This window comes from Chlorobium ferrooxidans DSM 13031 (assembly GCF_000168715.1).
Lineage (GTDB): Bacteria > Bacteroidota > Chlorobiia > Chlorobiales > Chlorobiaceae > Chlorobium > Chlorobium ferrooxidans.
Genome location: NZ_AASE01000003.1, coordinates 133,879 through 159,750, shown reverse-complemented (window position 1 = coordinate 159,750; position 25,872 = coordinate 133,879). Strand labels below are relative to the sequence as shown.

Genomic DNA, 25,872 nt, shown 5'->3' with positions numbered 1-25,872 from the left:
CTGCTGATATGTACGACGGGTATTTTAGTGCTGTCGGGGTGTCATCAACAAAGCCTCCGGCTACGGTAACTGCCCTTGTCAATGAAGGTTATGCAAAGGCGGAGAGACTATTTGCCAAAAAGGATTATACCGGAGCTTCACTTGCCCTTGAATCACTGATCTTTACCTCCCGTGCTACAGCTCTTGAGGATGATGTGCTGTTTCTTCTCGCGCAGTCCTATTACCGTTCGAAAGAGTACCTGCTTGCCGGAGATATCTACTCCCGCCTGCTTCAGCAGATGCCCTCTACCCCCTATGCAAAAACAGCACAGTTCATGCTTGCCAAATCATATGAGCAGCTCTCACCGCATTATGAACTTGATCAGCAGTACACCGTAAAAGCCATTGACCAGTTCTCCGTCTATCTTGACCTCTATCCGGTAACCGATTCGCTCAAGATTTCAAATGAAGTTGATACCTACAGGGAGTTGCTTAAAATCAATCCTGATAATCAATCCTATAAAGAGAGCTATGCAAGGGCTTCTGCACAGTATGCGAGGGTTGACACTGTTCGTTATGCGGCAAGAACCATTAAGGAATTCAGGGAGAAGCTGGCGAGAAATTCATTTTCCATTGCTCGCAACTATGTTCAGCTCGGCAAATACAAGGCAGCGGAGATATTTTATGATGAGGTTATCCGGCGTTTTTCCGATACCGGATATATTCATCAGTCCTGGTCAGGAAAAATTGATATGCAGATGAAGCGTAAAAAGTGGTTTGATGCAGAGCAGTCGCTTGATCAGTATCTGCAGCTTTATCCGGCAAAAGAGAAGGAGATGGCCGGAGAACGCGAAAAAATAATACGGAATCTTAAAAACAGCTGAACGGAGAGTGCTGTGCATCTGGCAGTTTTTGGCGGAACATTTGATCCTCCGCACAATGGCCATCTTGCTCTCGCTCTGTTTGCCAGGGAGCTGCTGAAGATCGACCGGATCATCGTTTCGGTATCAAACAATCCTCTCAAGCAGAGGAGGGGCACCGCTGATGAGCACAGAAAGCGCATGGCATCCCTTCTCTCATCCGAAATAAATCTTACCGGGTGGAGCAGTGAGGTCAGCCTGTGGGAGCTTGAAAAGCGTACCCCCTCCTATACAGTCGATCTTCTGCACTATATTCACGCGCTTTACCCGCATGATCGACTTACCCTTCTTTTGGGAGAGGACAGTTTCCGGGAGTTCAACTCCTGGAAAGCGTATGAACAGCTCTATTCGCTTGCTGAAATTTGTGTCTTTGGCCGAGCTTCCTCCATGGGCGAGCCTTCGCCTGCCTCCCGGGAGGGAACAGAGGGGATGCGATTTATCGATTTTGCCTATCCGCTCTCCTCAACCGCCATCCGTGAACTTGCGGCTTCAGGTCAATCCATCGCACCATATGTTCCCTCTTCAATAGCCCGCTATATCGCAGAGCACAACCTCTACCGTCCGTGAGCTCCCCCCGCCATTCCGAGCACCACCCAACGCAGTTATCGGGTTTCGGAACAAACCCAATGATGCACAAGAAAACCATCCGGCTCTTCTCTTCGTCCTTGCTGTTCCTGTAGTCACTGTAGTCCTTGATCTCTTTTCCGAGCACCACCCAACGCAGTTATCGGGTTTCGGAACAAATAAAGAGAGGTGCTTTCACATTGATTCCGGTGCCGAGACTCCCAGTATCCTGAACCCGTTGCGCAGAACCTGGCGGGTGGCCAGCGAGAGGAAGAGTCTTGCCCTGGCGATTTCCGGCTCAGCCTTGAGAATCGGACACTCCTGATAAAAACGGTGAAAGAGCTCTGCAAGTGAGTGCAGGTACTCTACCATTTTCTGTGGTTCAAGCAGACGCAGGCTTGTTTTGATCATATCAGGATAATCGAGCAGGGCAAAGCCGAGCTGGATCTCGGCAGGATTGTCAAGAAGCCGAAGCAGGTGGTAATCCGGGTCGGAGTGCGGATCGAATCCAATCTCCTGCTTTGCAAGGCGCAGCAGGCTGCATATGCGTGCATGAGCGTAGTGCAGATAGAATACCGGATTTTCCCGTGACTGTTTTTTTGCCAGCTCTACATCGAAGTTGAGGTGCGAATCCTTGCCCCGCATGATGAAAAAGAGCCGGGTGGCATCGGCGCCAACATCATCAATCAGATCGTCAAGCAGGTCCGCATTGCCTTTTCTTGTTGACATCTTGACGCTCTGGCCGTCAACCGTTGTGGTAACAAACTGGTTTATGGCGATCCGGATCCGGCTGGTATCCTCTCCAAGGATTTTCAGGGCCTCAATCACATCAGGGTACTCATCAATGTGGTCAGCGCCGAAGACATTGACGATGACGTCGAACCCGCGTTTATACTTGGTAAGATGATAGGCAATATCCGGCAGACGGTAGCTCGGTTCACCGGTTGATTTTATGAGCACCTTGTCCTTCTCCTGACCGAGCTTTGTCGTCATGAACCAGGTAGCTCCGTCATACTTGGAGATAAACTCTTTTTCTCCGAGAGCCTCAATGACCCGCTGATTTGCCGTAGTGCCGGTTTCATCGGGAGTGTAGAGGGTATGCTCATTGAAAAATGAGTCATGACGGATTCCGAGTCGTTCAAGTGTAGCGCGTATTGCCGAAAAGATGATGCTTTCGGCCGTGTTTTTGAAGAGATCAACCTCTTCCGTACCGGCAAGGGCGGCACCATGGTCGTTGAAAACCTGTTCGGCAATCTCCCTGATATAGTCGCCCTGGTAATGGGTGGCAGGAAATTCAACAATCTGGCCGCAGAGTTCCCGGTAACGGAGTTTGACCGACTCTCCGAGAATCTGCATCTGGCGTCCGGCATCGTTGAAATAATACTCACGGGTTATGTCATAGCCCTGCGTTGCGAAGAGATTTGCTATGCAGTCACCAAGCACGCCTCCTCTTCCCCTTCCGATGGTCAGAGGCCCTGTGGGATTGGCACTTACATACTCCACGATAGCGCGCTTCCCTTTGCCGCTCGCGCCCTCTCCGTAGCGGTCAGTGTAGAGCAGCACCTGCTCTACACTCTGCATGATAAAGAGCGGTGTGAGGTAAAAGTTGATGAACCCGGCTCCTGCAACTTCAATTTTAGCTATGGTATCCGGAGGGAAAGAGAGGTGGGGTATGATTTGCTGGGCCAGCTCCCTGGGATTCTTTCGTAACTCTTTTGCCGCAAGAAAGGCTATGTTGGTTGAAAAGTCTCCGAACTTCTTGTCGGCAGGCTGTTCAATCCGGATCGGATTTTCGGTTACTATTCCGGCCGCTTCAACTGCCCGAGCTATGACCGGGAGAAAAAATTCATGCATTGTATTTCTTTATAATAGGGTCGTTGGTTGCTCCTGATTGAGCAGTGCACAGAGTTCAACGGGGCGGAGCCCGGAGAAATTGTCGATGATTCGAATAACGTTATCGAACTCCCGGAATGCATCGGCGCTGTTTGTGGTCGTAACTGCGACACATTTCATTCCGGCACTCCGGGCGGCCTGAACACCGGGCAGGGCATCCTCAAATACGATACAGTTTGATGGCGGCACCTCAAGCAGCCCGGCTGCCCGAAGAAAGATATCCGGGGCGGGTTTGCCGTTTATGACCTGTGACGGGTCAACAATTGCCTGGAATCTGCCGGCAATGCCGAGCAGATCGAGCACGTAGTCGATATTGCGCGGCCCGGCACCGGTACCGATACCAAGCTGTACACGGCTTGCCGCCGCATGGTCAAGAAAGAGCTCCAGACCCGGCATGGGCTTGATCAGTTCGCGCGACATGATCCGGTAGAGAAAGTCCTTGAGTTCAGTCAGCCTTGCCGCTTCCGCTTCGCTGATCTCCGGGTCGAGGAAATAGCGGAGTACATCATGGCCTTTCATGCCTGCGGTTTCAACCAGATAGCGGTCGGCATCAAGTCCTTCAAGTCCGAAATCCCGGAAAAGCTCAACCCATGAATCCGCATGGAAACGCATGTTGTCTGTCAGGACGCCATCCATATCAAAAATAAAGGCGTATCTCGGGTCGGTAGTAAGCATGATCGATTGATTCAGCAGGTGATCTCTCCAAGTTTCATGGCGGTTCGGACCTCCTGCATGGTGGCACGGGCTATGGCTCTGGCCTTTGCTTCGCCTTCAAGCAGAATTGATTTCACCAGTTCCATGTGCGTTTCGTAATAAGCTCTTTTTTCAACCAGCGGGGAGAGTTCTGCTGCAATATTTGCTGCGCACATCTTTTTGCAGTCCACACACCCAAGGGAACCGGACCGGCAATCAGCCTCTATGGCTGAGAGCTGCTCCTGGGGAGCAAATTTTTCATGGTAGCTGTAAACCGTGCATACTTCGGGGTGACCGGGGTCGTTTTTGCGAACCTTCTTGGTATCGGTTACAGCCGTGCGCATTTTTTTCGCAATCTCATCCGGGCTGTCCGAGAGGAGAATGGTGTTGCCAAGTGATTTTGACATTTTTGCCTTTCCGTCAAGCCCCGGCAGTCGCGAGAATTTTGTGATTTTCGGCGCCGGTTCAGGGAATACCTCTCCCAAAATAGGGTGCTGGTAGAGGTTGTTGAAGCGGCGGGCAATCTCCCTGGTGATCTCAACATGAGGGAGCTGATCTTCACCGACAGGAACAACATTGCCTTTATAAAGCAGTATATCAGCCGCCTGCAGGACGGGGTAACCGAGATGACCGTAGGTCAGCGACTCCATATTCAGGTCACGAATCTGATCTTTCAGGGTCGGGTTCCTTTCGAGGCGCGATGAGGTGATGAGCATCGAAAAGAGCAGAAAGAGCTCAGTGTGCTCCTTGACCTGTGACTGACGGAAAACCGGGCTTTTTTCAGGGTCTACCCCTGCGGCCAGCCAGTCAATAAGCATGTCAAGCGTGTGCGTATAGATTTCACCGGTTTCAAGTGAGGTCGTCAGGTTATGATAATCGGCGATCAGAAAGCAGGTTTCATAGACCCGTTCGCCCGCTTCGTTTCTCTGATTCTGTTGCTCAACCCATGATTCAAGCGCTCCGGTATAGTGACCAAGATGGAGCTTGCCGGTCGGCCGCATACCGCTTAAAATTCGAAGTGTTCCCATAAAAGTGTTGTTGCCGCGTCAACCGGCAGAACGTGCGGCTGTTTCAGGCGGGGTCGTGGTTTTTATAAAGCTCTGAATGCCCAAGAAGTTATAACAGTTCACAGAAAGATAAAAGGGCTTTGTTTGTTTTTTGTATTGCTTGCACTATATTATCCAACTTGTTTCAGGTTCGTATCAAAAAGAAGAATTTGAAACCGATATATTAGGAGAGTAAGTCCTATACAACATTCAGTTACCCAACCATGTCAGATCCGGAAGGAAGCAGCATCCGGTAATATGAATGTGTGATATAGTAAGCTTACTCTCTTTTTTTATTTAGCCAATTATAAACCACGTCGGGAGCAGAAATGGAATCAGGAGTCAGAAAAGAGGAGTTACTGAGCGCACCGGTCCGCCATATTGATATCAAGCAGCTGAATATTGTTCCACTTATAGACCAGATGAACGATACCGCTTTTCAGGCCAGAAATCTTGCAAGGGCAGCTTCGATTCTTGACCTTATGCAGCAGGACAAGGAGTGCGCCGTTATATTGACCCTTGCCGGGTCACTGATCAGTGCCGGACTGAAGCAGGTTATTATTGACATGATCGACAACCACATGGTTGATGCCATTGTCTCCACCGGCGCCAATATTGTCGACCAGGACTTTTTTGAGGCTCTCGGCTTCAAACACTACAAGGGAACCCCCTTTATTGATGATGCCATTCTCCGTGATATGCACATCGACCGTATTTACGATACCTATATTGATGAGGATGATCTCCGTGTCTGCGATGACACCACGGCAATTATTGCCAACTCCATGAAGCCGGGAAGCTACTCCTCCCGCGAGTTTATTGTGGAGATGGCCAAATACATCGAAAAAAACAACCACGACAAAAACTCCATCGTCTACAAGGCCTACGAAAAAGGGGTGCCGATCTTCTGCCCCGCATTCTCGGACTGCTCGGCAGGGTTCGGGCTGGTGCATCATCAGTGGCACAATCCGGAGAACCATGTTGCCATCGACTCGGTAAAGGATTTTCGCGAACTCACGAAAATCAAGATCGAGAACGACAGAACCGGTATTTTTATGATCGGCGGCGGCGTACCGAAAAACTTTACACAGGATATTGTTGTTGCAGCTGAGGTACTTGGTTACGAAGATGTCTCCATGCACACCTATGCCGTCCAGATTACGGTTGCCGACGAGCGTGACGGTGCGCTTTCCGGTTCAACCCTCAAGGAGGCCAGCTCATGGGGCAAGGTTGACACGGTTTATGAGCAGATGGTCTTTGCCGAGGCAACCATTGCGTTGCCGCTCATCGCCGGTTATGCCTACCACAAACGCAACTGGGAGGGTCGCAAGGCTAAAAATTTCAACGCAATGCTTGAAGGTGAAAATGTAAAAGCCTGAGGAGGTGCCTGATGAAATTTTTTATTGATACCGCAAACCTTGATGAAATTCATGCCGCACGCGAACTTGGAGTTCTTGACGGCGTGACCACCAACCCGTCACTGATTGCCAAAATCGTCGGTGATCCGGCGAACTTTACCTATCAGGATTTCAAGGATCATATTTCCCGGATCTGCGATATCGTTGACGGCCCGGTCAGCGCCGAGGTGACAACACTCAAGGCGCAGGAGATGATTATCGAGGGAGAGGATCTGGCAGCAATTCACGACAATGTGGTTGTCAAATGCCCTCTGACCATCGACGGCCTTCAGGCGATCCGCCATTTTTCAGAGAAGGGTATACGCACCAACGCAACGCTGGTCTTTTCGCCCAACCAGGCACTCCTTGCCGCCAAGGCTGGAGCAAGCTATGTGAGCCCCTTTGTCGGTCGCCTGGATGATATCAGCACCGAAGGGATGACGCTTGTCGAGCAGATTGTCTCCATCTACCGTAACTATGGCTACATGACCGAGGTTATTGTAGCAAGCGTGCGACATCCGCAGCATGTTGTTGATTCCGCCCTGATCGGAGCCGATATTGCCACCATCCCCTTCAGTGTTATCCGCCAGCTTGTCAACCACCCGCTGACCGATCTCGGCCTGAAAAAGTTTATGGAAGACGCCTCGGTTATGAAGAAGTAACCCTCCCGCTCTCTCTGCCGGTTCAGCAAGCATGAAAAGCTGAACCGGTTTTACTTGCTGCTTTAATGAGCCAAAGCCCTGCTGACAGCTTCAGGTTCATGGGCAATGACAGTCAAAAGTATCCGTGCTGAACGGTCAGGCTGACGGCGTTTTTGCTCCCAGTCCTGCACCGCTCGCACATCAAAGCCAAACCGCAAGGAAAATTCGGGTTGTGTAAGTCCCAGGCGGGTTCGGATCGACTTGACGTCAACCTCCTCCGGAACATGGGCAATAAATCCTTCGCTGATTTCACCACGAGCATAGGCCAGGGCATGAGTGGCAGATTTGATCAGTTTACTTCCTGCTTTTGACATGTTTTTTAACTCCTTTGCCTTCGCCTAAATAATCTTGCGTTGCAAATAATGTACGGCAATGCCGTATGTCGTGCAAGAGGAATTTTGAGGGGGATGATTCAAGATGCAATCAGTTCAGCGGTGCTTGATTTGACCGTGTCGGAGCAGGGTTGTTCTCATCGGAAAAGGGCTGGTTGATCTGTGTCGTCGGTGAGCGATGTTTCCGGGATGGTGATGAAACTTTGCCATCAAGGTTGCAACCAGCTTTGCCGTACGACCGTTTCCCTCCCTGTATGGATGGATAAACAGCAATTCAAGATGAACAAGTACTGTTTTTGCTTTCAGTCGAGAAGAAGCCACTCACTGGCGAGCGTGATGGCTATTTCAGGAGGAAATTCAACTCCGGGAGGTGGTTCCAGTGTTATCAGCCGTAACCGTGCATTCCGAAACTCTGGCGCTGCGTCAAGGAGTGCTCTTACCTCCCGTTCTCTGGTAGTTGATTGAGTGAGGTCAGTGCATACCTGAATCAGCTCATCTCCCTTTGTCAGATCTCTGGCAAGAAAATCTACCTCATGGCCTGAAGCGGTATGAACATAGCCTATTGCATAACCTCGTCTTGAAAGTTCGAGAAAAACAGCAGTTTCCAGAGCATGACCGGTGTTTTCTTTACCTGATCGATCAAAAAGAGGAATAAAGCCGGTATCAACAGGATAGATTTTTCGGGGATTAACCATACGGCGACGCTCAGAGTCGGTTGCAAGGAACAGGGTTTGGAGGAGAAACGAGTCTTCGAGATAACCGAGATAGGTGTGCAGCGTATCTTTTGCTACAGAAAAGCCCTGGGATTTTAAATCGGCGTGAAAACGGTTAATACTGAATGACCCTGCTGCATTTCCAAGCAGTTGACGCACCATCCAGCGCAATGCTGCCGGGTTTGTAACTGCGTAACGCTCAACCACGTCACGCAGGAGCACAACATCGATATAGGCCCGAAGCAGCTCCTGGCGGTCACGCCCTTTGATGCCGGTTGCTTCCGGAAATCCGCCAAATGCAAGATAGTTGCGCAGTTCACTCTCAATGGTTGAGCGATCAGACGTTGTCCACTCTTCTGCAGGCTTTGACGGTTCAACCTTTTCGTGGCGGAGATACTCCCTGAAACTGAACGGATAGACAACCGCTTCCAGTGCACGACCTCTCATGCTCGTGGCAACTTCACGTGACAGCAGACGGGCAGAGGAGCCTGAAATAAAAATCTCTGCATTTTCGGTATCAAGCAAACGGCGAATGAACAGTTCCCAGTCCGGGACGACCTGTATTTCATCGAAAAAGAGCACGACTCTCTGATGAACCCTTAATTGCGGGTGCAGACGATAGAACTCCTCGATAACAATATCCAGGTCACTGCTCTTCATCCCGGCGAGCCGTTCGTCCTCAAAACTGAAATAGAGCACCCCTTCACGAGGCACTCCCTGTTTCAACCGCTCAGAGATGATTTGTTTCAGCAGTGTTGTTTTTCCTGAGCGCCTCATCCCGATGACAGCAATAGCTTTACCCTTCACCACAGGCACTCTCGTATCCCTGAAGGTGAATTCCGGCAGAGGTGCGGCCTGGGCGTCAACAATCTTTTGGCGGATTATGCCTCTCAGGTATCCGTTCATAAAGGATGATTTGCTGCTATAGTGTCCGTTTGAAAAGGATAATATAGACGATTATTTTATTTTTTCCGATCATGGACAGCGCATAATCGTCTGATTGCCGAGCCCATGTACCTGACCAAGTACATTGAACGTATGGGCACCGGTATCCGCGACATGATCCGCCGATGCAAAAACGCCGGACTTCCAGAACCTGAAATCAGGCTTGACGGAGGCTGTTTTGTGTTGACGATTTGGAGAAAAACACCTGAGTCTGGGGCCAAGTCAAGGGCCCAGTCGGGATCAAGTTCCCGGACAAGTCACGGCACCAGTTAGCAAGCAGCCAGAGTCACAGCCAGAGTCGATGGAAGTTCGCGTGCTTCGGCAACTTGTTCTCCAGCCAATGGGGAAAGCCCAGCTATCGGAAGCAATGGGACAAAAAGTCATCTCCGGCCAGTTAAACAAGGTCATCAGGGTGCTTGTTACCGATCAAACCATTGAACCAACCATACCCGAGAAACCTACCAGCCGCCTACAGAAATACCGGCTCACGGAAAAAGGACGCAGATTACTTGAAGAGTTGGGCAAAGGAGGCGGTCAGTCGTGACCATTATCACGCCAACCGGACAAGTCGAGACATAAGGCACCGTCAGGGGGTTACCCATACCGTCAAATGATCCCGCAAGGTTTCGGCGTGAGCCGATGAAATAAGTGCCCTGCTGTCCGCAATAAAGAATTCAGCATCCAGAGTTCAAAATCTTCCTGTTCAAGCCTCCCTGGAGGCGAAATATTGGTAGTAAATACAGTAAATCATGAACGTCCCCCTCGGGCTGGCTGGTTTGGTAGCCTCAAACAGTAACAGCCTGTTAAGCACATGGTTTGCAAGCAAACTACAGGGCAGAGAACGCGAGAAAGGGATCTATATGGTCGTACGGGTGAAACTGGCAGCAAAGATGCTGGTTATAGCCTGGACTTTAATGAAGAAAAAAGAGATGTTTGCCTATGAACAGCTAAACAACAGCTGACAAACAGCTGAAAAGCCTGGGATTCGGCGGGAGTGCCTGTTCATACGAACGTTGAGGCTATGACCTCGTGCGGGACACTTAGGGCCTCTCACTCGAATCTCGTAACCTGGACAAAGGATGCTTGACAGCCGTTCATCAGCATGCCGGATACAAGATAACGATAAGGTACGAGATTCTACAAAAGTGAGCAACCCGCCTTTTTATTTTGTGCTGTGAACAGCACCGGTGGGATTATTGTGCAAACGGGAACACTTTGTGTTTGGTAGTTTCAATATAGGATGTCCCCTCGGGCTGGCTGGTTTGGTAGCCTCAAACAGTAACAGCCTGTTCAGCACATGGTTTGCAAGCAAACTACAGGGCAGAGAACGCGAGAAAGGGATCTATATGGTCGTACGGGTGAAACTGGCAGCAAAGATGCTGGTTATAGCCTGGACTTTGATGAAGAAAAAAGAGATGTTTGCCTATGATCAGCTAAACAACAGCTGACAAACAGCTGAAAAGCCTGGGATTCGGCGGGAGTGCCTGTTCATACGAACGTTGAGGCTATGACCTCGTGCGGGACACTTAGGGCCTCTCACTCGAATCTCGTAACCTGGACAAAGGATGCTTGACAGCCGTTCATCAGCATGTCGAATACACGATAACGATAAGGTACGAGATTCTGCGAAAGTGAGCAACCCGCCTTTTTATTTTGTGCTGTGAACAGCACCGGTGGGATTATTGTGTAAACGGTAAAACTATGTGTTTGGTAGTTTCAATATAGGATGTCCCCCTTGGGCTTCGTTTTCCCCGATCTTTATCGTCGGCAACAATCTCTCTTTTTTCGATCCTGCGAATAATCACATGATGTAACGTGCCCGGCGAATCGAGTCTTGGACCTCTCGGCATGCATCTACTGGTTGGTTAGTATCGTAGAAGGATATTTCTTGATTGTGGTCATTGCAAGTTCATGATTTCAGGAACATCCCCCTGTTCCATCGCCTGACGCAAAACCAGTGTTAGCGGTAGTAGTTTTATTTCCGTTTGATATGTCGTTGATGTCTTACATAACCATTATTTTCTCCAATTTGTATTTTTTCTTTATCAACTGTAATAAAATATTGTCTACCATTATCGTCAGTATAATTCTGAGTGTATAAAGATAAAATGTCGTCAGTATAAGTTGCAATTATCTCATTATTCCAATCTAAACCAAAGTGTTTTGAAATATTTGAGAGGACTTGTCTAACTCTATCCTCACTTGAAAGGATGGTGTCGAAATTTTTAATGTGTTCAATTATGTCCTTTATAAAACTTTCCCTTCCTTGCTTGTCTTCAAATGCTCTTTGAATTTCTCTTTTTAGTTGTGATGGGATTTCTTTCAGTTTTTTCTTTTTAGCATTTTCTATTATTATTGGTCTGTCAGAATTAATAGGGACTCTGATTCTGATGTCTTGTCGTTCTCCATTTACTGGAAAATTAGTTGACTTGTCAATATGAACGTCCGCAGTTTTGTCGTCCCAATTCTTTACCTCTCGACTTCCTCTTTTATGGTCGTCAATAATAATTTTTTGCTTATCTATTAGTGCTTTCAGAGCCATAAATCCATATTTAGTTATGTCGTGATACTATTACCGCTAACTTGCTTATATGCGCAACTCTATTGTGATCTCCTTTAGCATGCGGTCAAAGTCGCTTTCGAACAGCCTATCCTGCTCGATCCGGTACTTTTCAAACTCTCTTTCAACGTGTGTTTTGGCAATTTCTGCAGTCACTTTGCCGGGAGCCTGTAGTGTTTGGTGCTGTAGCTTTTTCCGTCGGTAGCAGTTATCCGAAAAATTCGGATAACTGAATCTTCCTGCTATTCACTGTCACTGAATATCTTTTTTAGGTGATAGTTGATAGTGCGCACGTCCACGTCATAGAGCACCCCCATCATCTTCTGGGTAAGTCAGATATTCTCATCGGCATAAACCGCATCGATGCCGCCAGTGCCGCTGGCAGCGATAAAGGTCAGATATTCAGCCACCGAGGAACGCACGATAGTTACCTCCTTACCTTTTTTTTTCTCCCGCTCATGCCTTCCCCCTCTTGTCTATCAAATGGCAAGCCATCAGTTCAGCCTTGAGCGCCTGCTGTACCACGTCGCCAAAGGAGTGGTTGTTTTCCTTGACATCCCGCTCGGAGAGAGTATTTTTATCCATTCGAAAGTGGCAAGGGTTATGGGAGTTTTTGGGTAGAATAACTCGTTTTGCAAAAAGGAAAAACACAATCACAGTCAAAGCACGATAAGAACAATAAAATACTGTGATTCTATAGCACTTCGTCACCTATTTCCTGCATTAATGCAACTTGTCTGGCGAATCGAGACTGGGCCAAATCGGCATGCATATACTGGTTGGTTAGTATCGTAGAAGGATAATTCTTGATTGTGGTCATTGCAAGTTCATGATTTCAGGATTGTCCCTACCTCCCCTAATTGCACTTAACGGTTTGCAGCTACCCGAAGGGCGGGACTTTTACCAAAACTGTCTTTGGAACACAAAACCCCACCTTTTGGGTAGGTGCTGTTATCGGCTGGCGTATTGTCAGAAGTCATCATTTACCAATTTCTTTGAGGATTTCAGGAATTTCTTTAAATGAGTTTATCCAAATTACGTTGAATCCTAAATTATTGGCGTCTTGTTCTTCAATATTTTCTATTACAGGAATCAGCTTTTGGTCTTTAATTTTTACTGCATCATTTTCGGGATATAAATCTTCAATTGAGTACCGCTTTTTGATTATATAATGGTTCTTTTCGTCTTTGCCGTTCTTACGTATAGAAACATCTAATAGTCTGCGCATATTAGGGTCAGTCAGGCTAATTCCTGTAAAAAGGCAGGTACAATTATTAAGATGATTAAGTTGTACTAAATTGCTCCAGCTAAACGGGTCTATAAACTGAGAATGGTATGCATCCTCACTAAAAACAATTTCGTTTTTTGAGGTTAAGTTCTTCTTTCTTGGTAAGCAGCCGTGGGGATGATAAATTGGTATTTGTTTGTCCGTAAAACGTTCTCCTTCAGAAAATATGCATTTAAATTCGATTTTTTCCTTTGCTAAGTTTTCTTCAATTAAGTCATCAAAATTAAATGTAATTATTGCTCTCAATGGTTTTCTTTCACGCTTTGGTCTGCTCAGTTCAGATATAGCATCTACTGTAGAACTCTTATCAGTACAGTTTTTATACAGGGTATCCCTTACAGTCGATGTAAACTTCTTTCCTAAAAGTGTCTTTAAGTATTGTGCAAGTATAAGTGGTGAGACATTTATTCTTTTCTGAAACAAATTGGCAAGTCTTGTGTCTATGTCTGGAACATCAGTGTTATCAGAATAGACTTCTCTAAGAAGTGATTTTAAAAGAGTATTCCAAGTTGGAATACCTGCGTCATAAGAAATACCAGCACCACAGAATAAAGACAAGTTTCCTCTATTGTATTCTTCTCTAAGATTTCGGATTTGAAACTCATAGGAATCTGGTTGAAACTTCTCAACCTCACGCTTTACTCCTTGATAGCTTTTAGTTTCTTTCTGTTTGAGTGCCCTAATTAATTTTTCGTACCCTTCCTCAAACGAAAATCTGAAGTCAGCAAATAATCTGTCTCTAAGTGAAAACGGGATATCACAATCTTCAATAAGAACAGGCAGAATAATTCTCTGTTGTTTTGAAACTTCTCGATTGAGTATTGCGGATAATTCAAAATTTACCCAACTTGAACTCGTGCTATGCTTTGACAGAAGTACTATAAAGTAATCAGTATTCGAAATTGCATCATTAATTTTCTCTTGAATGTTTTCTCCAGCAGTTACTTCCTTATCAGCTCTCCAAGTCTGAACGCCATCATTTTTAAGTGCGGTGGTGAGCCTGTCTAGAAATTTTTTGTCTTGAGAACTATGGCTTATAAATACTTTTATCATTTTTAGATTTAAATAAAGGTGGAATGTGTCGTAAACGCTTGCCGATAACGTTCGAGGCTATGAAACGTAGGGGATTGCGTGATTGCGATTGTATCAACCGATAAAAACCTTGCCAGCGAGCTAAACTGTTGCCTAACCACTTGAACCCCTATGTTTTATGAGCCTTTGTTGGCGGTATGTTGTTTATTTATAATGCAAAGATTAGTTTTTCCATTCCTAATTTTAAATTATTATAGGTAAAGGTCTTTTCTTTAGTCTCAAATTTCAATGTTGATTCAGTTAAACAGCCTGTATTGGAGAAGTGCACATTATCAACTAAATATAAATCTAATAAATAACAGAACTTATTCTCAAGTTTAAAACTCTTTATAGGCCATGTATCATAAATTATCTGTTTATTTAATCTAGACAGAAGTATTTCTAATATAATATTTCTCGTTAATATTCCGATACTTGCTTTTTCAAAATTATCAATTGAACTAATAAGTCTACTTGCAACCCCTTTTCTTCTGTATTTTTCTTTGACAACAATCTGACTTATCCAATAAAATGGCTTATTGTTTCCTTGAGTATCATTCAAAGCAATTAAATACCCAATCGGTTCATTGTCAATTTTTGCTATTGAAATAAATGAATCTGATGAAATAAAAAATTTCTTTAATTTCAGAGAAGATAGTTTTAGTTTTCTATTATTTATCCAATATCCAAAATCATTAGAAAATATTTCAGCGCAAATATTTAAATCAGATTCTAAAATATTGTAATTATTATAAGTTTCTATTTTAAATTCCACTTGAGTCATAATTTAAGCATAAGTAAATCTAACCTTAGATTGAAAAACATCAACTTTTGACTCAGATAAGTCTCTAAATAGCTGTTTTCCTGTCATAATTCTATTTCCTATTTTTAGAATCATTGTTCCAAAAGATATATCAGTCCTATCAGTTGAAATGCAATTAATCATTGCATATCCATCATTTATCTCACCTAAGAATTGCATATTAGTATGTTTTTTTGGGGCATTTTTATCTTCTGTATTAGCAATTAAAGAGCCGCTGATTTTATGACCTTTTTGATTTATACAGAGACTCATTGAATATGTAATTCCAGATATGGCCATTTCCCCATCCCATGTGCCTTGCAATATGACACCTTTATATACCTTTTGTTGATACCAAGGTAGAATTGTATCATAAAAAAAACGGGTTACTGCTCCAATAATCATGGACGTTATAATTCCAGCGACTATTCCTAATAAAACTTCTGACATGGTTATATATTCTTGATTAATAATAAGTTGTTTATCAAATGTAATGAGTTTTATGTTATGTTAAAATATAAAATGTTTTATAAAATATTGTAATTTATAATCACAGAAATGAATCCTTGACCTCAATTACCGCCAACTCCTTTATCTATGCACCATATTTCACCAAAAGGTGCATAAAGCCAGCTTTTCTGACATGCTTTATACACCTTTGAGGTGCACAATATTTTTTACAAATTATCAAAGGGGCTGGATATTTTTAGTAAACTCTGTTCGCATACATGGGTATAGATTTCTGTCGTCTTACTGCTCTTATGCCCTAAGAGCTCTTGTATGTATCGAAGATCAGTTCCAGCTTCCAGTAAATGTGTTGCATAAGAGTGCCGCAACCAATGAAGCGTTACTGAATTTTTGATTTTGGCATCATCAAGTGCATGTTTTAACACTATTTGCAAGCTGGTGCCAACTGATTAAATTTCAAAATACAGATATATTTCAAAATATTTATCACATTCTCCTGCTCATGCAGGCACAGGTTGGCACCGAATCACGATCCGTTTCGTCTGGCATATACGAAAGGGAACCTATAAAAAGTTATTACGCACCTAAAGAGAACTTCCGGGACGTTGTGTAATAACGATAATAACTCTTCACCCCTCTACTTCTCCCTGTCGAGCTAACTCCAATTCTTTAAATCCGATAATCGCTTTTGATTAGTTGGGGATGTGCAATTACGGGACGACATTCATTGCTGTCAGGCAAAGAGCAACTTCCGGGACGTTGTGTAGTAACGATAATAACTCTTCACCCCTCTACTTGCCCCTGTCCAGCTAACTCCAATTCTTTTAATCCGATAATCTCTTTTGATCACTTGGGGATGGGCGTGATAACACTGACGGAATTTACCGCTCGGGCTGAGCTGTACGGAGAGAAAGGAATTTGGGATGTTTGTCAAACCTTATGGTGACATCCCCTGTATTTCAATAATTGAGGACTGAGTTTAAAATGATGTCCAGTAATATCGGTTTACTGTAAATTATTTGATTTTGATCCTGCCGCAACACCGCCTCGGAATGTTTGAGCATTTGTTTTTTGTGACTGCGTTTTTTTTATGCAGTCGGAACTGTTGAACGGTTCGGTTCATCGGTATTTTTTCAATATTCACTTTGAGCTTGCCCTTACCTGCATCCTGCATGTGTTCGGTATATAATGTTCCGGAGTTACTGGCACTATACACTCCGGTGTGCTCGCTCGTGCGTGGGATAATGCATAACCAACCTGTTCAGTGAGGAAAATGGTAGGGGTGGCGTTATTTTGTAATAGTGTAAGGGTGGAGTATATTTATTTAGAATACGGGATCATGTTTGCCAAAGGAGTAGCGATTATATGACAACAGCAGAAAAACTTTATAAAACAGCGAAAGAGTTGCCTGAACCTTTGGTTGCCGAAATCCTTGATTTTGCCGAGTTTTTGCGGAAGAAAAGGGTTGTGGGTGCTCTGGCTGACAGAAAAGAGATGCTTATTGATCTCGCTGGTGGTTTAGAGAGGTCAAAAACATTTTCAGGCGATCTTGTAGAAATTCAGCAACGGATGCGGGATGAGTGGGAATAACTATTTGCTTGATACAAATTTTATTCTGGGGATCCTTCGGGCTGATTCAGCAGTCCTGGGGCTGATATCCTCTCGGCAGATTCAAGCCAATCAATGTTTTTATAGTGCAATAACCCGCATGGAATTATTGGGATATCAGGGTATAACTGTTGATGAGGAGAGCATGATCAGGGAGAAACTTGATCATCTTACTTACCTGCCTTTGACAAAAGAGATTGAAGATGCGGTCATTGAGTTGCGTCGGTTGCGAAAAATCAAATTGCCAGATGCGATTATTGCTGCAACCACACGTTGTTTTGGGCTGGAGCTATTGACTCGGGACCAGCATTTGTTATCGGTTTTAGGTAAGCTCTCTGCCCCTAAGCCGCACAATAAGTAGTGCGCCATCCCTCCCAACGTTTTACACTTCTGCCACCACGGTATGTCCCGGTTTTTGTTTTTTGTGACCGAGTTTCTTTCGGAGGTGGCAGGAACCGTTGGCTGGTTATAGGGGCTCCCCGTCTTTTAATCAGTCATCAGGATTTTTTCCAGAGCATTGAGCTGAGTCTTGTGTTTCTCCGGATTGTGTGTTTTAAGCTTTATGATATTGGCAAGTTTCCATTGTACCGCTGGCATATAGCGCAGATTTTCAAATGGCATAAGCTCCCAGTCGGGAGTGCCGCTTTTGAAGCTCAAAAGAAACCTTTTTTCGGTTTCACTTAACTGACAATGAATCTCCTTGATCAGGCGAGTTCGCGTTGATTCATAGCTTTACCAGCTCCTCTGGCAGGTTGAGAGCATATTTTTCAACATAAACTCCTCCTTTAACAATACTTCTTGCTCCTTTTCCGAGATTAAGTTTAGCGTGATCAAGCCGCCTATACCACTCATGTCCGGCTTTTTCGGCCATGTAGAGAAAAAGGCGTTTTACCCTGATTGAGCGGCATTGCTCAAGAAGATCCTGCACTACTTGCGGGCGAAGTGTTGTCAAGCCTTCCAAAAGCTGATAGCACTCCAGTAGATTCAGGGTATCCGGTGAGAGGTAGAGGCATTCGAGCATTGCCCGTTCCGGTGAAGATATGCGTATGGAAAAAAAGGGTAATTGCAGATCAGTTATTCCGCTATCGTTCGGAAGGAATGACGTCCTTTCATGGACGATCAGTTCCAGCCACTCATATTTCCTGAACCATGCCGGTAAACGTGTTTTGATGGGAGAAAATAAATAGACGGTCTGCCTGCCAAGACGCACATAATGCGCAAATCCTTGCAAAGCCAGGGCAGTGAGCGCCCCGGCATGAAGCGGAAGTTCGGCTTGCGATTGCAGGGTATAGAGGGCTCCTTGCCATGTCAGCTCTTCACCCGGCCGTTTCATCGCCCCTGTGCCTACAGACTCCATCCAGCCGCTTTTACGGTAATGCTTTTGGAGGTCATGGGATATGCCAAGCTGCTCAAGCCATGATGCCAGATCAACAGTGCCCTGGGTGTGGTGGGCGATGGCTGACTTTAATTTTATTCGATTATTGGTAGTCATACTACTAATATCGAAATATTTATAATAAGCGGCAAATACCAAAAAATGATTTATGTGCTGATAACAGTTGGTGCAAAGAGCAACTTCCGGGACGTTGTGTAATAACGATAAAAACTATTCACCCCTCTACTTGCCCCAGTCCAGCTAACTCCAATTCTTTCAATTCGATAATCGCTTTTGATCAGTTGGGGATGGGCGTGATAAAACTGGCGGAATTTACCGCTCGGGCTGAGCTGTACGGAGAGTAGTGGACGACATTCATTGCTGTCAGAAACTGATGCGTAGCCATTATAGCCGTACATCTGTTGCAAGGGCACCTCTATTTATTTATTCCGAAACCCGATTACTGCGTTGGGTGGTGCTCGAAATCCTCATCCCAGCCCCGACCTCGTCGGGACTGCGCTACCAATATGTCGCCCCTCCAGGGCTTGAACATCAAAACACTCACGACAATAAATAGAGGCGTCCATAATTAAGCCGTCTCAGAACCAGGAAGTCTGACTCTGCATGATTTGAAGAAATTCAAAAATAGTTTAGTTTGCTGTTTAATAGCATGGAAGCCGTGTTATCATGATACAGTCATTCAAAAACAGGGAAACAGAAGAGATCTTCAACGGAAAGGGCACAAAAGCCGCCATGAAATTGTGTCCTGTTTCACTATGGCGACATGCCTCCCGGAAACTCGATCAGCTTGATTCTGTTGTAGCACTTGAAGAGTTGCGTATTCCGCCGGGAAATCATCTGGAAGCATTGTCGGGATCAAGAAACGGCCAATACAGCATTCGAATAAACCGGCAATACAGAATTTGCTTTTGTTGGTCAGCTTCCGGCCCTGAAAACATTGAAATAGTTGATTATCATTAAAAGTCATAACCAGAACATGATACGTATACCTTCACACAGGGAACCTACACATCCCGGAGAGATGTTGCTTGAGGAGTTTTTAACCCCTATGGCAATCAGTCAGCGGCAGTTGGCCGATGCCATTCTTGTTCCCTATCAGAGAATCAATGAGATTATCAACGGCAGACGGGGAGTAACCCCCTCAACTGCATTGCGTTTGGCACTGTTTTTCGGGAATTCGGCGGATTTCTGGATGAACATCCAGCAACGCTGGGATCTTTATCATGCCCGCAAAACTGAGTATAAAATCCTGAAAGTGATCAAACCGGCTGTAATCAGACCGGCTTGATACCCTGAAGAGATCGTGAATTCCGTGAGTAACGGGAAGGTGTTTATAACAACCAGTTATTTACTCAACGGGTCAGGGTGTGGAAGATTTTTAACCGCGAAATACTCGAAACCACACGAAAGAAGAGATTTATTCCTGTGAAATTGGAGAGAGTTCTTCGGTTGGCACTCTCTCGTAAAAGCTTTAACATGATGGGGTTCAGCAGGGTTGAGATTTTTTTATGCAGCGCAATGGGGGAAAAGCGATGATTCCTGAGAAATTAACGGAAATATTGAAGCATGACGGAGTGGTTGCGATTGCAACTCTGGGGCAGGATGGTCCTCATATGGTCAATACCTGGAACAGCTATATCCGCATTACCGATGCGGAGCGCATCCTGATTCCTGTGGGCTACATGCAGCTTACAGAGGCGAACATTGCTTTTAACAATCAGGTGCTGATTACGCTGGGAAGCCGCAAGGTTGCAGGGAATATGGGTCCGGGTGCAGGCTTTCTGATCAAGGGCACCGCGAGCATAGAGACCTCGGGCGCAGATTTTGATGTCATCAAGGCAAAATTTGCATGGGCACGTGCCGTCATGGCCGTAACGGCCAGCTCCATTGAGCAGACATTGTAGGACACCGCAATAAATCTATTCTATCAATGCGCACGGGACTCCGTCCGCATCACATCATGACTGCATACTCCGGTATCAATTGTCTTAGATCAGGGCCGCTTATGCGAATCCAAGCCAGACGGCAAGCGCCCGGTTAATGGCAAGCATCGAGGTATCATCAAGTCTTCCGAAAGTGGGTCCTATCTTTTCACGCGCGACGGTCTGGACCTTGTCAACCATGACCTGTGATCTTTTTTTTAGATTGTTTCCCTCTGTCGGTTCAACCATAATCCTGAATAACGGGGCTGTCCGCAATTCACTCGTTACCGGCAGTATGGTCAGCGAAGGATGTTCAGAAAAAAAATCCGCCTGAACGACAACTGCAGGGCGAGGCTTTCCGTAATCACCCTGTAGTGCAATGGTAACCAGATCACCTCTCTTCATGCTTCCCAACCCTCGCGGTCTGCGGCTTCATCAAGAAACGTAAGTATTTCTTTTTCATGCGGATCATGTTTGACCAGCAGAGACTGGCGTCGGCACTCTTCGGAAAAACCGGAGCGACGTGTATCGGGAACCCATATCTGTATCGGTCGCATTCCCTCCCTGCGTAACTTCTCCCTGTACTTATGTACTCTTTCAAGAACTCCGCTCATCTGTCCCCTTGCTTATTTGTGAGTTTCCTTGTTACATGTAACATACATGGTAAAAGCGTTACGTGCAACAATATTTTATCCTGAGCAGGTTAACACGCGCCGGGCAATGGATTTTATGAGTGATAATCTGGGCTGATGGCCATCAACGAGGGGCATGGTTTTTTTCTTGCAGATCAAATTGCCTTGTATTTGTGTGCCGAAATAGCATAAAGAGCCTTGTATTTTTAAAGATATCTGATGTTGTGCGACCCTGACAAGGCAACATGTTTCGACTTATTGATAACGATCTTCGGCGCTCGGGACGTACCCCCGATCTGAAACTGACAGTCTCGTGCGGATGGGGATGTGGCTTGTTATTGCCATCCGCCTCCGAGGGCTTTGTAGAGGTCGATCATGTTGGCAAGCGTCTGTTGATGGATCAGAATTTCGTTCTGCTGAGCCTCGAAGAGGGATCGTTGGGCATCAAGCAGGGCGAAATAGCTGTCGATGCCATGCTCGTAACGCGCTTTTGTGATGGTCGAGGTTTGATCGCTCTCTTTGAGCAGCGCTCGCTGGGCCCGCAGTTGTTCGGTCCAGGTTGCACGGGCGACCAGTGCATCGGCGACCTCGCGGAATGCCGTCTGGATAGCTTTTTCGTATCGGGCGAGGGCAATGTCCCGGTTGGTTTCAGCCAGTTTGAGGTTTGAGCGCAACCGGCCTCCCTGAAATATCGGGAGCGTTACCTGTGGGGCGAAGCTCCAGAGACCGCTTGAATTGGTCACGAAGAGATCTGACAAGCTGGCGCTGGCGAACCCTGCGGAACCGGTAAGGCTTATGCTGGGGAATAATGAAGCCCGTGCTGCACCGATGTTGGCGTTTTCAGCTTTCAGTGAGAATTCCGCCTGCCTTATGTCCGGCCTGTCAAGCAGGACGACGGAGGGAATGCCGACGGGGAGTGTGTTTAGTATCTGGAGATCGGCCAGGGGTTGGGGTTCGAGCAGTTTCGGATCAATCTCCTTTCCGACGAGCAGGGTGAGGGCGTTCCTGTCCTGTTCAACCTGACGCTGATATTGTGCACGGTTGACTCTGGCCGATTCGACCAGGGTTGCAGCCTGTGCTACATCGAGCCGGGACTTTGCCCCGAGATCGAAGCTGCGTTTGATGAGATCGAACCCATCCAGCCTTGTTTTGAGGGTGCTTTCGGTCAGTCGCAGCAGTTCGACATCGGCAAGGTAGGTGAGATAGGCGTTGGCAACTTCAGCGACAAGGCTTGTCTGGGCAGCTTTGCGGCCCTCTTCGGTAGCGAGATACTGGTTTATTGCGCGATTGCTGAGGCTGCGTACACGCCCGAAAAGATCCAGTTCATAAGCCGTCGTTCCGATGCCCGCGGTATATGTTGAGGTGATTTCCGCTTGTCCGGTGCCGTTTCTGCTCTCCTGGCGGGTGAAGCTTCCCGAGGCGTTAATTGATGGCAGGAGATCCGAACGCTGGATGCGATAGGTGTGGCGGGCCGCCTCGATGTTGAGGGTGGCTATCCTCAGGTCACGGTTGTTCGTAAGGGATTCTTCGATTATGCTTTGCAGTTTTGGCGACCTGAACATGCTTCGCCATCCGATATCGGTGGTACGCGGCTGCTCGCCGGATTGGGGCGCAGTTGAGGACGGTGCAGTGGGGGGCATTGTCCCGATTCCGGAAGCCACCGGCCACTCTTTGGTGACGGGCGCTGTCGGGCGCACATAAGTTGGCGCAATCGAACAGGCAGAAAGGGTGGTTGCTGCCAGGAAAAAAGGAAGCAGCAGTTTAGTGTTCATGATTCGATCCCTTGTCGTTTTGGTTTTCTGCTGTGTCGGTTACCGTTTTTCGGGCAAACCGCGATTGCACGAGAATGAAGAAGAGTGGCACAAAGAAGATTGTCAGCAGTGTTCCGGATAACATTCCTCCGATTACGCCGATGCCGATGGCGTGCTGGCTTGCCGATCCTGCTCCGGATGAGAATGCGAGTGGTGTGACGCCAAGGATGAATGCCATTGAGGTCATGACGATCGGTCGAAGTCGCTGGCTTGCTGCAGAGAGAACGGCCTCTTTCAGGTTTATACCGCTTTCGTAGAGGGTTTTGGCGAACTCCACGATAAGGATGGCATTTTTCGCCGTCAGGCCAACGGTTGTTAACAGGCCGACCTTGAAGTAGACGTCGTTTGAAAGACCCGAGAGGAATGTTGCCAGAACGGTGCCCAGAACACCGAGCGGGACTACCAGCATGACGGCCATCGGTACGCTCCAGCTTTCGTAAAGGGCGGCCAGGCAAAGAAAGACGAAAAGCAAAGAGAGTGTGTAGAGCAGCAGCGTTTGCTGACCGGCAGCACGTTCTTCGTAGGAGAGGCCGGTCCATTCGATACCGAAACCTTCCGGGAGTTTTTCTGCCAGTGTCGTCATGATGGCCATGGCATCTCCCGAGCTTACGCCGGGTGCCGGTGATCCCTGGATATTGACCGATGATATACCGTTGAACCGTTCGAGTTTGGGCGAACCAAAGCTCCAGCGTCCGGTGGAAAATGATGAGAAGGGCACCATATCACCATTCGAGTTGCGGACGTGCCAGATGTCAACATCCGCCGGGTTCATGCGGTATGGTGCGTCTCCCTGCATGAACACTTTCTTGATGCGGCCCTCATGCACGAAATCGTTCACATAGCTCGAACCCCAGGCGGTCTGCAGTGTTGAATTGATGTCGGCGATTGATACTCCAAAGGCGCTTGCCTTTTCGTGGTCGATATCGATCTTGAATTGTGGTACATCTTCAAGGCCATTGGGACGCACGCTGCTCAGGGAGGAGTTTTGCGAAGCCATTCCCAGCAGTTGGTTTCGGGCGGCCATAAGAGCCTCATGGCCCTTGCCTGTCCGGTCAACAAGCTGAAGGTCGAAACCCGAAGCGTTGCCAAGCTCCATGACAGCGGGCGGGTAAAACGCAAAGATCATGGCATCCTTCACGCTCGACATGGCACCCATGGTTCTTCCGGCGATGGAGGCAACATCCTGCCCCTTATTCTTGCGTTTGGACCAATCCTTGAGCTGGACAAAACCCATGGCCGAGTTCTGGCCCTGGCCAGCGAAACTGAAACCGGTCACGCTGAAGACGCTTTCGATGTTCTCTTTTTCCTGATTGAGGAGGTACCGTTCCATCGTTTTCACGCTTTCGAGCGTCCGCTCCTTGGTTGCTCCGGATGGAGTGGAAAGCTGAACGAAGAGAAACCCCTGATCTTCATCCGGCAGGAACGAGGTCGGGATGCGCAAGAGGACGATGCCAAGCAGCACCAGAACCAGCATGAAGGCGAGCAGCGAGCGGTTAACACTGCCCGTCATGGCTCGGGCTCCGTCTACATAGCGTTTTCTGTTGCGGTTGAACACACCGTTGAACCAGGCGAAAAAGCGCCCTGAGGGGCCAGTGCCGTAGAGATGTCCATCCGCTCTGACCGGCTTGAGGAGGCTGGCGCAGAGTGCCGGTGTCAGGATCAGCGCCACCAGGACCGAGAGCAGCATCGCCGAGACGATGGTGATCGAGAACTGACGGTAGATTGTTCCCGTGGAGCCTTTGAAGAAGGCCATCGGCACGAATACGGCCGAGAGCACAAGGGCGATGCCGATCAGCGCACTGGAGATCTGCTTCATGGATTTTCTTGTCGCCTCCAGCGGGGAGAGTCGCTCCTCTTCCATGATGCGTTCGACGTTCTCGACCACAACAATGGCATCATCGACCAGCAATCCGATGGCCAGAACCATGGCGAACATGCTGAGGGTGTTGATGGAGAAGCCGAAGATCGACATCACCCCGAAGGTACCCAGCAGTACGACAGGAACCGCGATGGTGGGGACCAGCGTTGCCCGGAAGTTCTGGAGAAACAGGAACATGACGAAGAAGACGAGGATGACCGCCTCAATCAGGGTATGGACAACCCCTTCGATTGATGTCTTGACGAATGGCGAGGTGTCGAACGGGAAGACAATCTGTACGCCCGGCGGGAGCAGCGGCTTAAGGGAACTCATTTTCGCTTTGACCAGATTGGCGGTGTTCAGGGCGTTTGCCCCGGTCGCCAGGGTGATGGCCATGCCGGCAGCCGGTTTGCCGTTGAAGCGCGTGGTCATATCGTAGTTCTGCACGCCGAGTTCGACGCGGGCGACATCCCTGAGGCGTACCTGCGAACCGTCGGTATTGACCTTAAGCATGATCTTTTCGAAATCACTGACGCTTTTCAGGCGTGACTGCGCTGTAATGGTGGCGTTCAGCTGCTGGCCCGGAACTGACGGCGTTCCTCCAAGCTGGCCGGCGGAGACGTCGGCATTCTGTGCCGCAATAGCGGCCTGTACCTCGGTGGTGGTGAGGTTGAAGCTCGCCATGCGGTGGGGATCAAGCCAGATACGCATCGAATAGGGCTGCCCGAATACCTGGATGTTGCCGACACCGGGTACTCGGCTCAGCGGATCGAGGAGCTTCGAGTTGATGAAATCGTTCATCGCATATTCATCGACCCTGGAGTCATCCGAATAGACACCTACAACCATCAGGAACCCGGTATCTCCCTTGGTGACCCTGATGCCCTGCTGCTGTACCTGTTGAGGCAGGTTCGACATGATCGACTGCAACTTGTTCTGTACCTGCACCTGGGCAATATCGGGGTTGGCTTCGGGTTCGAAGGTCACGGTGATGCTGACGTTGCCGTTCGAATCGCTTCCTGCGCTGAAGTAACGGAGATGGTCGATACCGGTGAGAGCCTGTTCGATGACCTGCGTTACGCTGTTTTCAACCGCTTCGGCAGATGCGCCGGGATAGGAGGCGCTGATGTTGATGGTCGGTGCCGCGATGCGCGGATATTGCTCGACCGGCAGGGTATTGATGGCGATGATGCCGCCGAGCATGATACAGATGGAGATGACCCAGGCAAAGACTGGACGCTCAATAAAAAATCCGGACATGGTATTGGTGCGT

General features: G+C 47.5%; 31 protein-coding genes, 1 other RNA gene and 1 pseudogene. 14 read left to right on the top strand and 19 right to left on the bottom strand.

Translation table 11 applies throughout. From position 1 onward, the window contains the following. A partial coding sequence (locus tag CFERDRAFT_RS03345) for an outer membrane protein assembly factor BamD (protein ID WP_232209748.1) occupies positions 1–863 on the top strand: 863 nt, incomplete at its 5' end. 12 nt (positions 864–875) lie between these two features. Continuing rightward, positions 876–1,466, top strand: coding sequence for a nicotinate (nicotinamide) nucleotide adenylyltransferase (nadD, locus tag CFERDRAFT_RS03340; RefSeq protein ID WP_006365784.1), 591 nt, complete (start codon positions 876–878; stop codon positions 1,464–1,466). A gap of 192 nt (positions 1,467–1,658) precedes the next feature. Here the strand turns inward: nadD and argS are convergent, their stop codons facing one another. From argS to trpS, 3 genes are read right to left on the bottom strand one after another with little or no spacing between them, the layout of a single operon-like run. Further along, entirely contained in the window at positions 1,659–3,317 is a 1,659-nt protein-coding gene (gene argS, locus CFERDRAFT_RS03335; RefSeq protein ID WP_006365783.1) for an arginine--tRNA ligase, read from the bottom strand. 9 nt (positions 3,318–3,326) lie between these two features. Continuing rightward, positions 3,327–4,031: an HAD family hydrolase gene (locus tag CFERDRAFT_RS03330; protein ID WP_006365782.1), complete on the bottom strand. Its 705-nt coding sequence runs from the start codon at positions 4,029–4,031 to the stop codon at positions 3,327–3,329. An 11-nt stretch (positions 4,032–4,042) separates the two neighbouring features. Continuing rightward, positions 4,043–5,077, bottom strand: coding sequence for a tryptophan--tRNA ligase (trpS, locus tag CFERDRAFT_RS03325; RefSeq protein WP_006365781.1), 1,035 nt, complete (start codon positions 5,075–5,077; stop codon positions 4,043–4,045). A gap of 208 nt (positions 5,078–5,285) precedes the next feature. Here trpS and ffs point away from each other — a divergent pair. The 3 genes from ffs (at position 5,286) to fsa (ending at position 7,154) form a co-directional block, all read left to right on the top strand. After that, an RNA gene (ffs, locus tag CFERDRAFT_RS11870) (signal recognition particle sRNA small type) lies at positions 5,286–5,384 on the top strand. Between the two features lie 40 nt (positions 5,385–5,424). Further along, positions 5,425–6,474 (top strand): 1,9-bis(guanidino)-5-aza-nonane synthase, encoded by a 1,050-nt coding sequence (locus tag CFERDRAFT_RS03320; protein WP_006365780.1) that lies wholly within the window; start codon positions 5,425–5,427, stop codon positions 6,472–6,474. Between the two features lie 11 nt (positions 6,475–6,485). Beyond that, positions 6,486–7,154, top strand: coding sequence for a fructose-6-phosphate aldolase (gene fsa / locus CFERDRAFT_RS03315; RefSeq protein ID WP_006365779.1), 669 nt, complete (start codon positions 6,486–6,488; stop codon positions 7,152–7,154). Between the two features lie 62 nt (positions 7,155–7,216). On the opposite strand, the gene CFERDRAFT_RS03310 is transcribed toward fsa, so the two are convergent. The 3 genes from CFERDRAFT_RS03310 to CFERDRAFT_RS03305 form a co-directional block, all read right to left on the bottom strand. Next, positions 7,217–7,507: a helix-turn-helix domain-containing protein gene (locus tag CFERDRAFT_RS03310; RefSeq protein ID WP_006365798.1), complete on the bottom strand. Its 291-nt coding sequence runs from the start codon at positions 7,505–7,507 to the stop codon at positions 7,217–7,219. Positions 7,508–7,621: 114 nt separating this feature from the next. Further along, positions 7,622–7,846 (bottom strand): Fic family protein, encoded by a 225-nt coding sequence (locus CFERDRAFT_RS12685; RefSeq protein ID WP_006365797.1) that lies wholly within the window; start codon positions 7,844–7,846, stop codon positions 7,622–7,624. Then, a complete protein-coding gene (locus CFERDRAFT_RS03305) occupies positions 7,828–9,144 on the bottom strand; it encodes an ATP-binding protein (protein WP_006365778.1) in 1,317 nt (438 codons plus the stop codon). Before CFERDRAFT_RS03305 ends, CFERDRAFT_RS12685 begins: the two co-directional genes overlap by 19 nt. Before the next feature lie 105 nt (positions 9,145–9,249). On the opposite strand from CFERDRAFT_RS03305, the gene CFERDRAFT_RS12680 reads away from it, so the two are divergent. The 4 genes from CFERDRAFT_RS12680 to CFERDRAFT_RS03285 all read left to right on the top strand — a co-directional run bounded on the left by CFERDRAFT_RS12680 (position 9,250) and on the right by CFERDRAFT_RS03285 (position 10,631). Then, positions 9,250–9,456, top strand: coding sequence for an ATP-binding protein (locus tag CFERDRAFT_RS12680; RefSeq protein ID WP_040433007.1), 207 nt, complete (start codon positions 9,250–9,252; stop codon positions 9,454–9,456). A gap of 28 nt (positions 9,457–9,484) precedes the next feature. Beyond that, positions 9,485–9,727 carry a Fic family protein gene (locus tag CFERDRAFT_RS03295; protein ID WP_006365796.1) on the top strand — a complete coding sequence of 81 codons (243 nt, stop codon included), beginning with the start codon at positions 9,485–9,487 and terminating at the stop codon, positions 9,725–9,727. 205 nt (positions 9,728–9,932) lie between these two features. After that, complete coding sequence (locus tag CFERDRAFT_RS12285) at positions 9,933–10,145, top strand: hypothetical protein (RefSeq protein ID WP_040433005.1); 213 nt, start codon at positions 9,933–9,935, stop codon at positions 10,143–10,145. Positions 10,146–10,400: 255 nt separating this feature from the next. After that, positions 10,401–10,631: a hypothetical protein gene (locus CFERDRAFT_RS03285; RefSeq protein WP_232209747.1), complete on the top strand. Its 231-nt coding sequence runs from the start codon at positions 10,401–10,403 to the stop codon at positions 10,629–10,631. Between the two features lie 527 nt (positions 10,632–11,158). On the opposite strand, the gene CFERDRAFT_RS03280 is transcribed toward CFERDRAFT_RS03285, so the two are convergent. The 7 genes and pseudogenes from CFERDRAFT_RS03280 to CFERDRAFT_RS11855 all read right to left on the bottom strand — a co-directional run bounded on the left by CFERDRAFT_RS03280 (position 11,159) and on the right by CFERDRAFT_RS11855 (position 15,797). Next, complete coding sequence (locus CFERDRAFT_RS03280) at positions 11,159–11,725, bottom strand: hypothetical protein (protein ID WP_040433003.1); 567 nt, start codon at positions 11,723–11,725, stop codon at positions 11,159–11,161. A gap of 176 nt (positions 11,726–11,901) precedes the next feature. After that, a pseudogene (locus CFERDRAFT_RS12675) lies at positions 11,902–12,168 on the bottom strand (cell filamentation protein Fic); the annotation flags it as partial. Positions 12,169–12,199: 31 nt separating this feature from the next. Next, positions 12,200–12,328, bottom strand: a complete 129-nt coding sequence (locus CFERDRAFT_RS12620; protein WP_269479150.1) for a hypothetical protein — start codon at positions 12,326–12,328, stop codon at positions 12,200–12,202. Between the two features lie 394 nt (positions 12,329–12,722). Further along, the gene (locus CFERDRAFT_RS03270) at positions 12,723–14,084 is read right to left on the bottom strand and encodes a TIR domain-containing protein (protein WP_006365795.1); all 1,362 of its coding nucleotides are present in this window, start codon (positions 14,082–14,084) and stop codon (positions 12,723–12,725) included. Positions 14,085–14,271: 187 nt separating this feature from the next. Further along, positions 14,272–14,886, bottom strand: a complete 615-nt coding sequence (locus tag CFERDRAFT_RS03265) for a GNAT family N-acetyltransferase (protein ID WP_040433002.1) — start codon at positions 14,884–14,886, stop codon at positions 14,272–14,274. Positions 14,887–14,889: 3 nt separating this feature from the next. Then, positions 14,890–15,354: a hypothetical protein gene (locus CFERDRAFT_RS03260; protein ID WP_040433001.1), complete on the bottom strand. Its 465-nt coding sequence runs from the start codon at positions 15,352–15,354 to the stop codon at positions 14,890–14,892. 227 nt (positions 15,355–15,581) lie between these two features. Continuing rightward, positions 15,582–15,797, bottom strand: coding sequence for a tyrosine-type recombinase/integrase (locus tag CFERDRAFT_RS11855; RefSeq protein ID WP_006365776.1), 216 nt, complete (start codon positions 15,795–15,797; stop codon positions 15,582–15,584). A 940-nt stretch (positions 15,798–16,737) separates the two neighbouring features. On the opposite strand from CFERDRAFT_RS11855, the gene CFERDRAFT_RS03255 reads away from it, so the two are divergent. After that, positions 16,738–16,962: a DUF2281 domain-containing protein gene (locus tag CFERDRAFT_RS03255; RefSeq protein ID WP_006365794.1), complete on the top strand. Its 225-nt coding sequence runs from the start codon at positions 16,738–16,740 to the stop codon at positions 16,960–16,962. After that, on the top strand, positions 16,949–17,341 hold the full coding sequence (locus CFERDRAFT_RS03250; protein WP_006365775.1) for a type II toxin-antitoxin system VapC family toxin: 393 nt from the start codon (positions 16,949–16,951) through the stop codon (positions 17,339–17,341). The genes CFERDRAFT_RS03255 and CFERDRAFT_RS03250 overlap by 14 nt, the downstream gene beginning before the upstream one ends. A 125-nt stretch (positions 17,342–17,466) precedes the next feature. On the opposite strand, the gene CFERDRAFT_RS12280 is transcribed toward CFERDRAFT_RS03250, so the two are convergent. Together CFERDRAFT_RS12280 and CFERDRAFT_RS03245 are read right to left on the bottom strand one after the other, a co-directional pair. After that, on the bottom strand, positions 17,467–17,637 hold the full coding sequence (locus tag CFERDRAFT_RS12280) for a hypothetical protein (RefSeq protein WP_198002386.1): 171 nt from the start codon (positions 17,635–17,637) through the stop codon (positions 17,467–17,469). Between the two features lie 67 nt (positions 17,638–17,704). After that, positions 17,705–18,472, bottom strand: a complete 768-nt coding sequence (locus CFERDRAFT_RS03245; RefSeq protein WP_006365774.1) for a type IV toxin-antitoxin system AbiEi family antitoxin — start codon at positions 18,470–18,472, stop codon at positions 17,705–17,707. Between the two features lie 570 nt (positions 18,473–19,042). Here CFERDRAFT_RS03245 and CFERDRAFT_RS11850 point away from each other — a divergent pair. The 3 genes from CFERDRAFT_RS11850 (at position 19,043) to CFERDRAFT_RS03230 (ending at position 20,280) form a co-directional block, all read left to right on the top strand. After that, the gene (locus tag CFERDRAFT_RS11850; protein WP_006365773.1) at positions 19,043–19,336 is read left to right on the top strand and encodes a type II toxin-antitoxin system RelE/ParE family toxin; all 294 of its coding nucleotides are present in this window, start codon (positions 19,043–19,045) and stop codon (positions 19,334–19,336) included. A gap of 16 nt (positions 19,337–19,352) precedes the next feature. Further along, a complete protein-coding gene (locus CFERDRAFT_RS03235) occupies positions 19,353–19,664 on the top strand; it encodes a HigA family addiction module antitoxin (RefSeq protein WP_006365772.1) in 312 nt (103 codons plus the stop codon). Positions 19,665–19,908: 244 nt separating this feature from the next. Beyond that, positions 19,909–20,280: a pyridoxamine 5'-phosphate oxidase family protein gene (locus CFERDRAFT_RS03230; RefSeq protein ID WP_040433023.1), complete on the top strand. Its 372-nt coding sequence runs from the start codon at positions 19,909–19,911 to the stop codon at positions 20,278–20,280. A gap of 99 nt (positions 20,281–20,379) precedes the next feature. Here CFERDRAFT_RS03230 and CFERDRAFT_RS03225 read toward each other — a convergent pair whose 3' ends face one another. From CFERDRAFT_RS03225 to CFERDRAFT_RS03210, 4 genes are all read right to left on the bottom strand, one after another. Next, entirely contained in the window at positions 20,380–20,703 is a 324-nt protein-coding gene (locus tag CFERDRAFT_RS03225; RefSeq protein WP_006365770.1) for a type II toxin-antitoxin system PemK/MazF family toxin, read from the bottom strand. After that, the gene (locus CFERDRAFT_RS03220) at positions 20,700–20,912 is read right to left on the bottom strand and encodes an antitoxin MazE family protein (protein ID WP_006365793.1); all 213 of its coding nucleotides are present in this window, start codon (positions 20,910–20,912) and stop codon (positions 20,700–20,702) included. The genes CFERDRAFT_RS03225 and CFERDRAFT_RS03220 overlap by 4 nt, the downstream gene beginning before the upstream one ends. A 353-nt stretch (positions 20,913–21,265) precedes the next feature. Then, the gene (locus tag CFERDRAFT_RS03215; protein WP_006365769.1) at positions 21,266–22,702 is read right to left on the bottom strand and encodes an efflux transporter outer membrane subunit; all 1,437 of its coding nucleotides are present in this window, start codon (positions 22,700–22,702) and stop codon (positions 21,266–21,268) included. After that, entirely contained in the window at positions 22,692–25,859 is a 3,168-nt protein-coding gene (locus CFERDRAFT_RS03210; RefSeq protein ID WP_006365768.1) for an efflux RND transporter permease subunit, read from the bottom strand. Before CFERDRAFT_RS03210 ends, CFERDRAFT_RS03215 begins: the two co-directional genes overlap by 11 nt. Between the last annotated feature and the right edge of the window lie 13 nt (positions 25,860–25,872).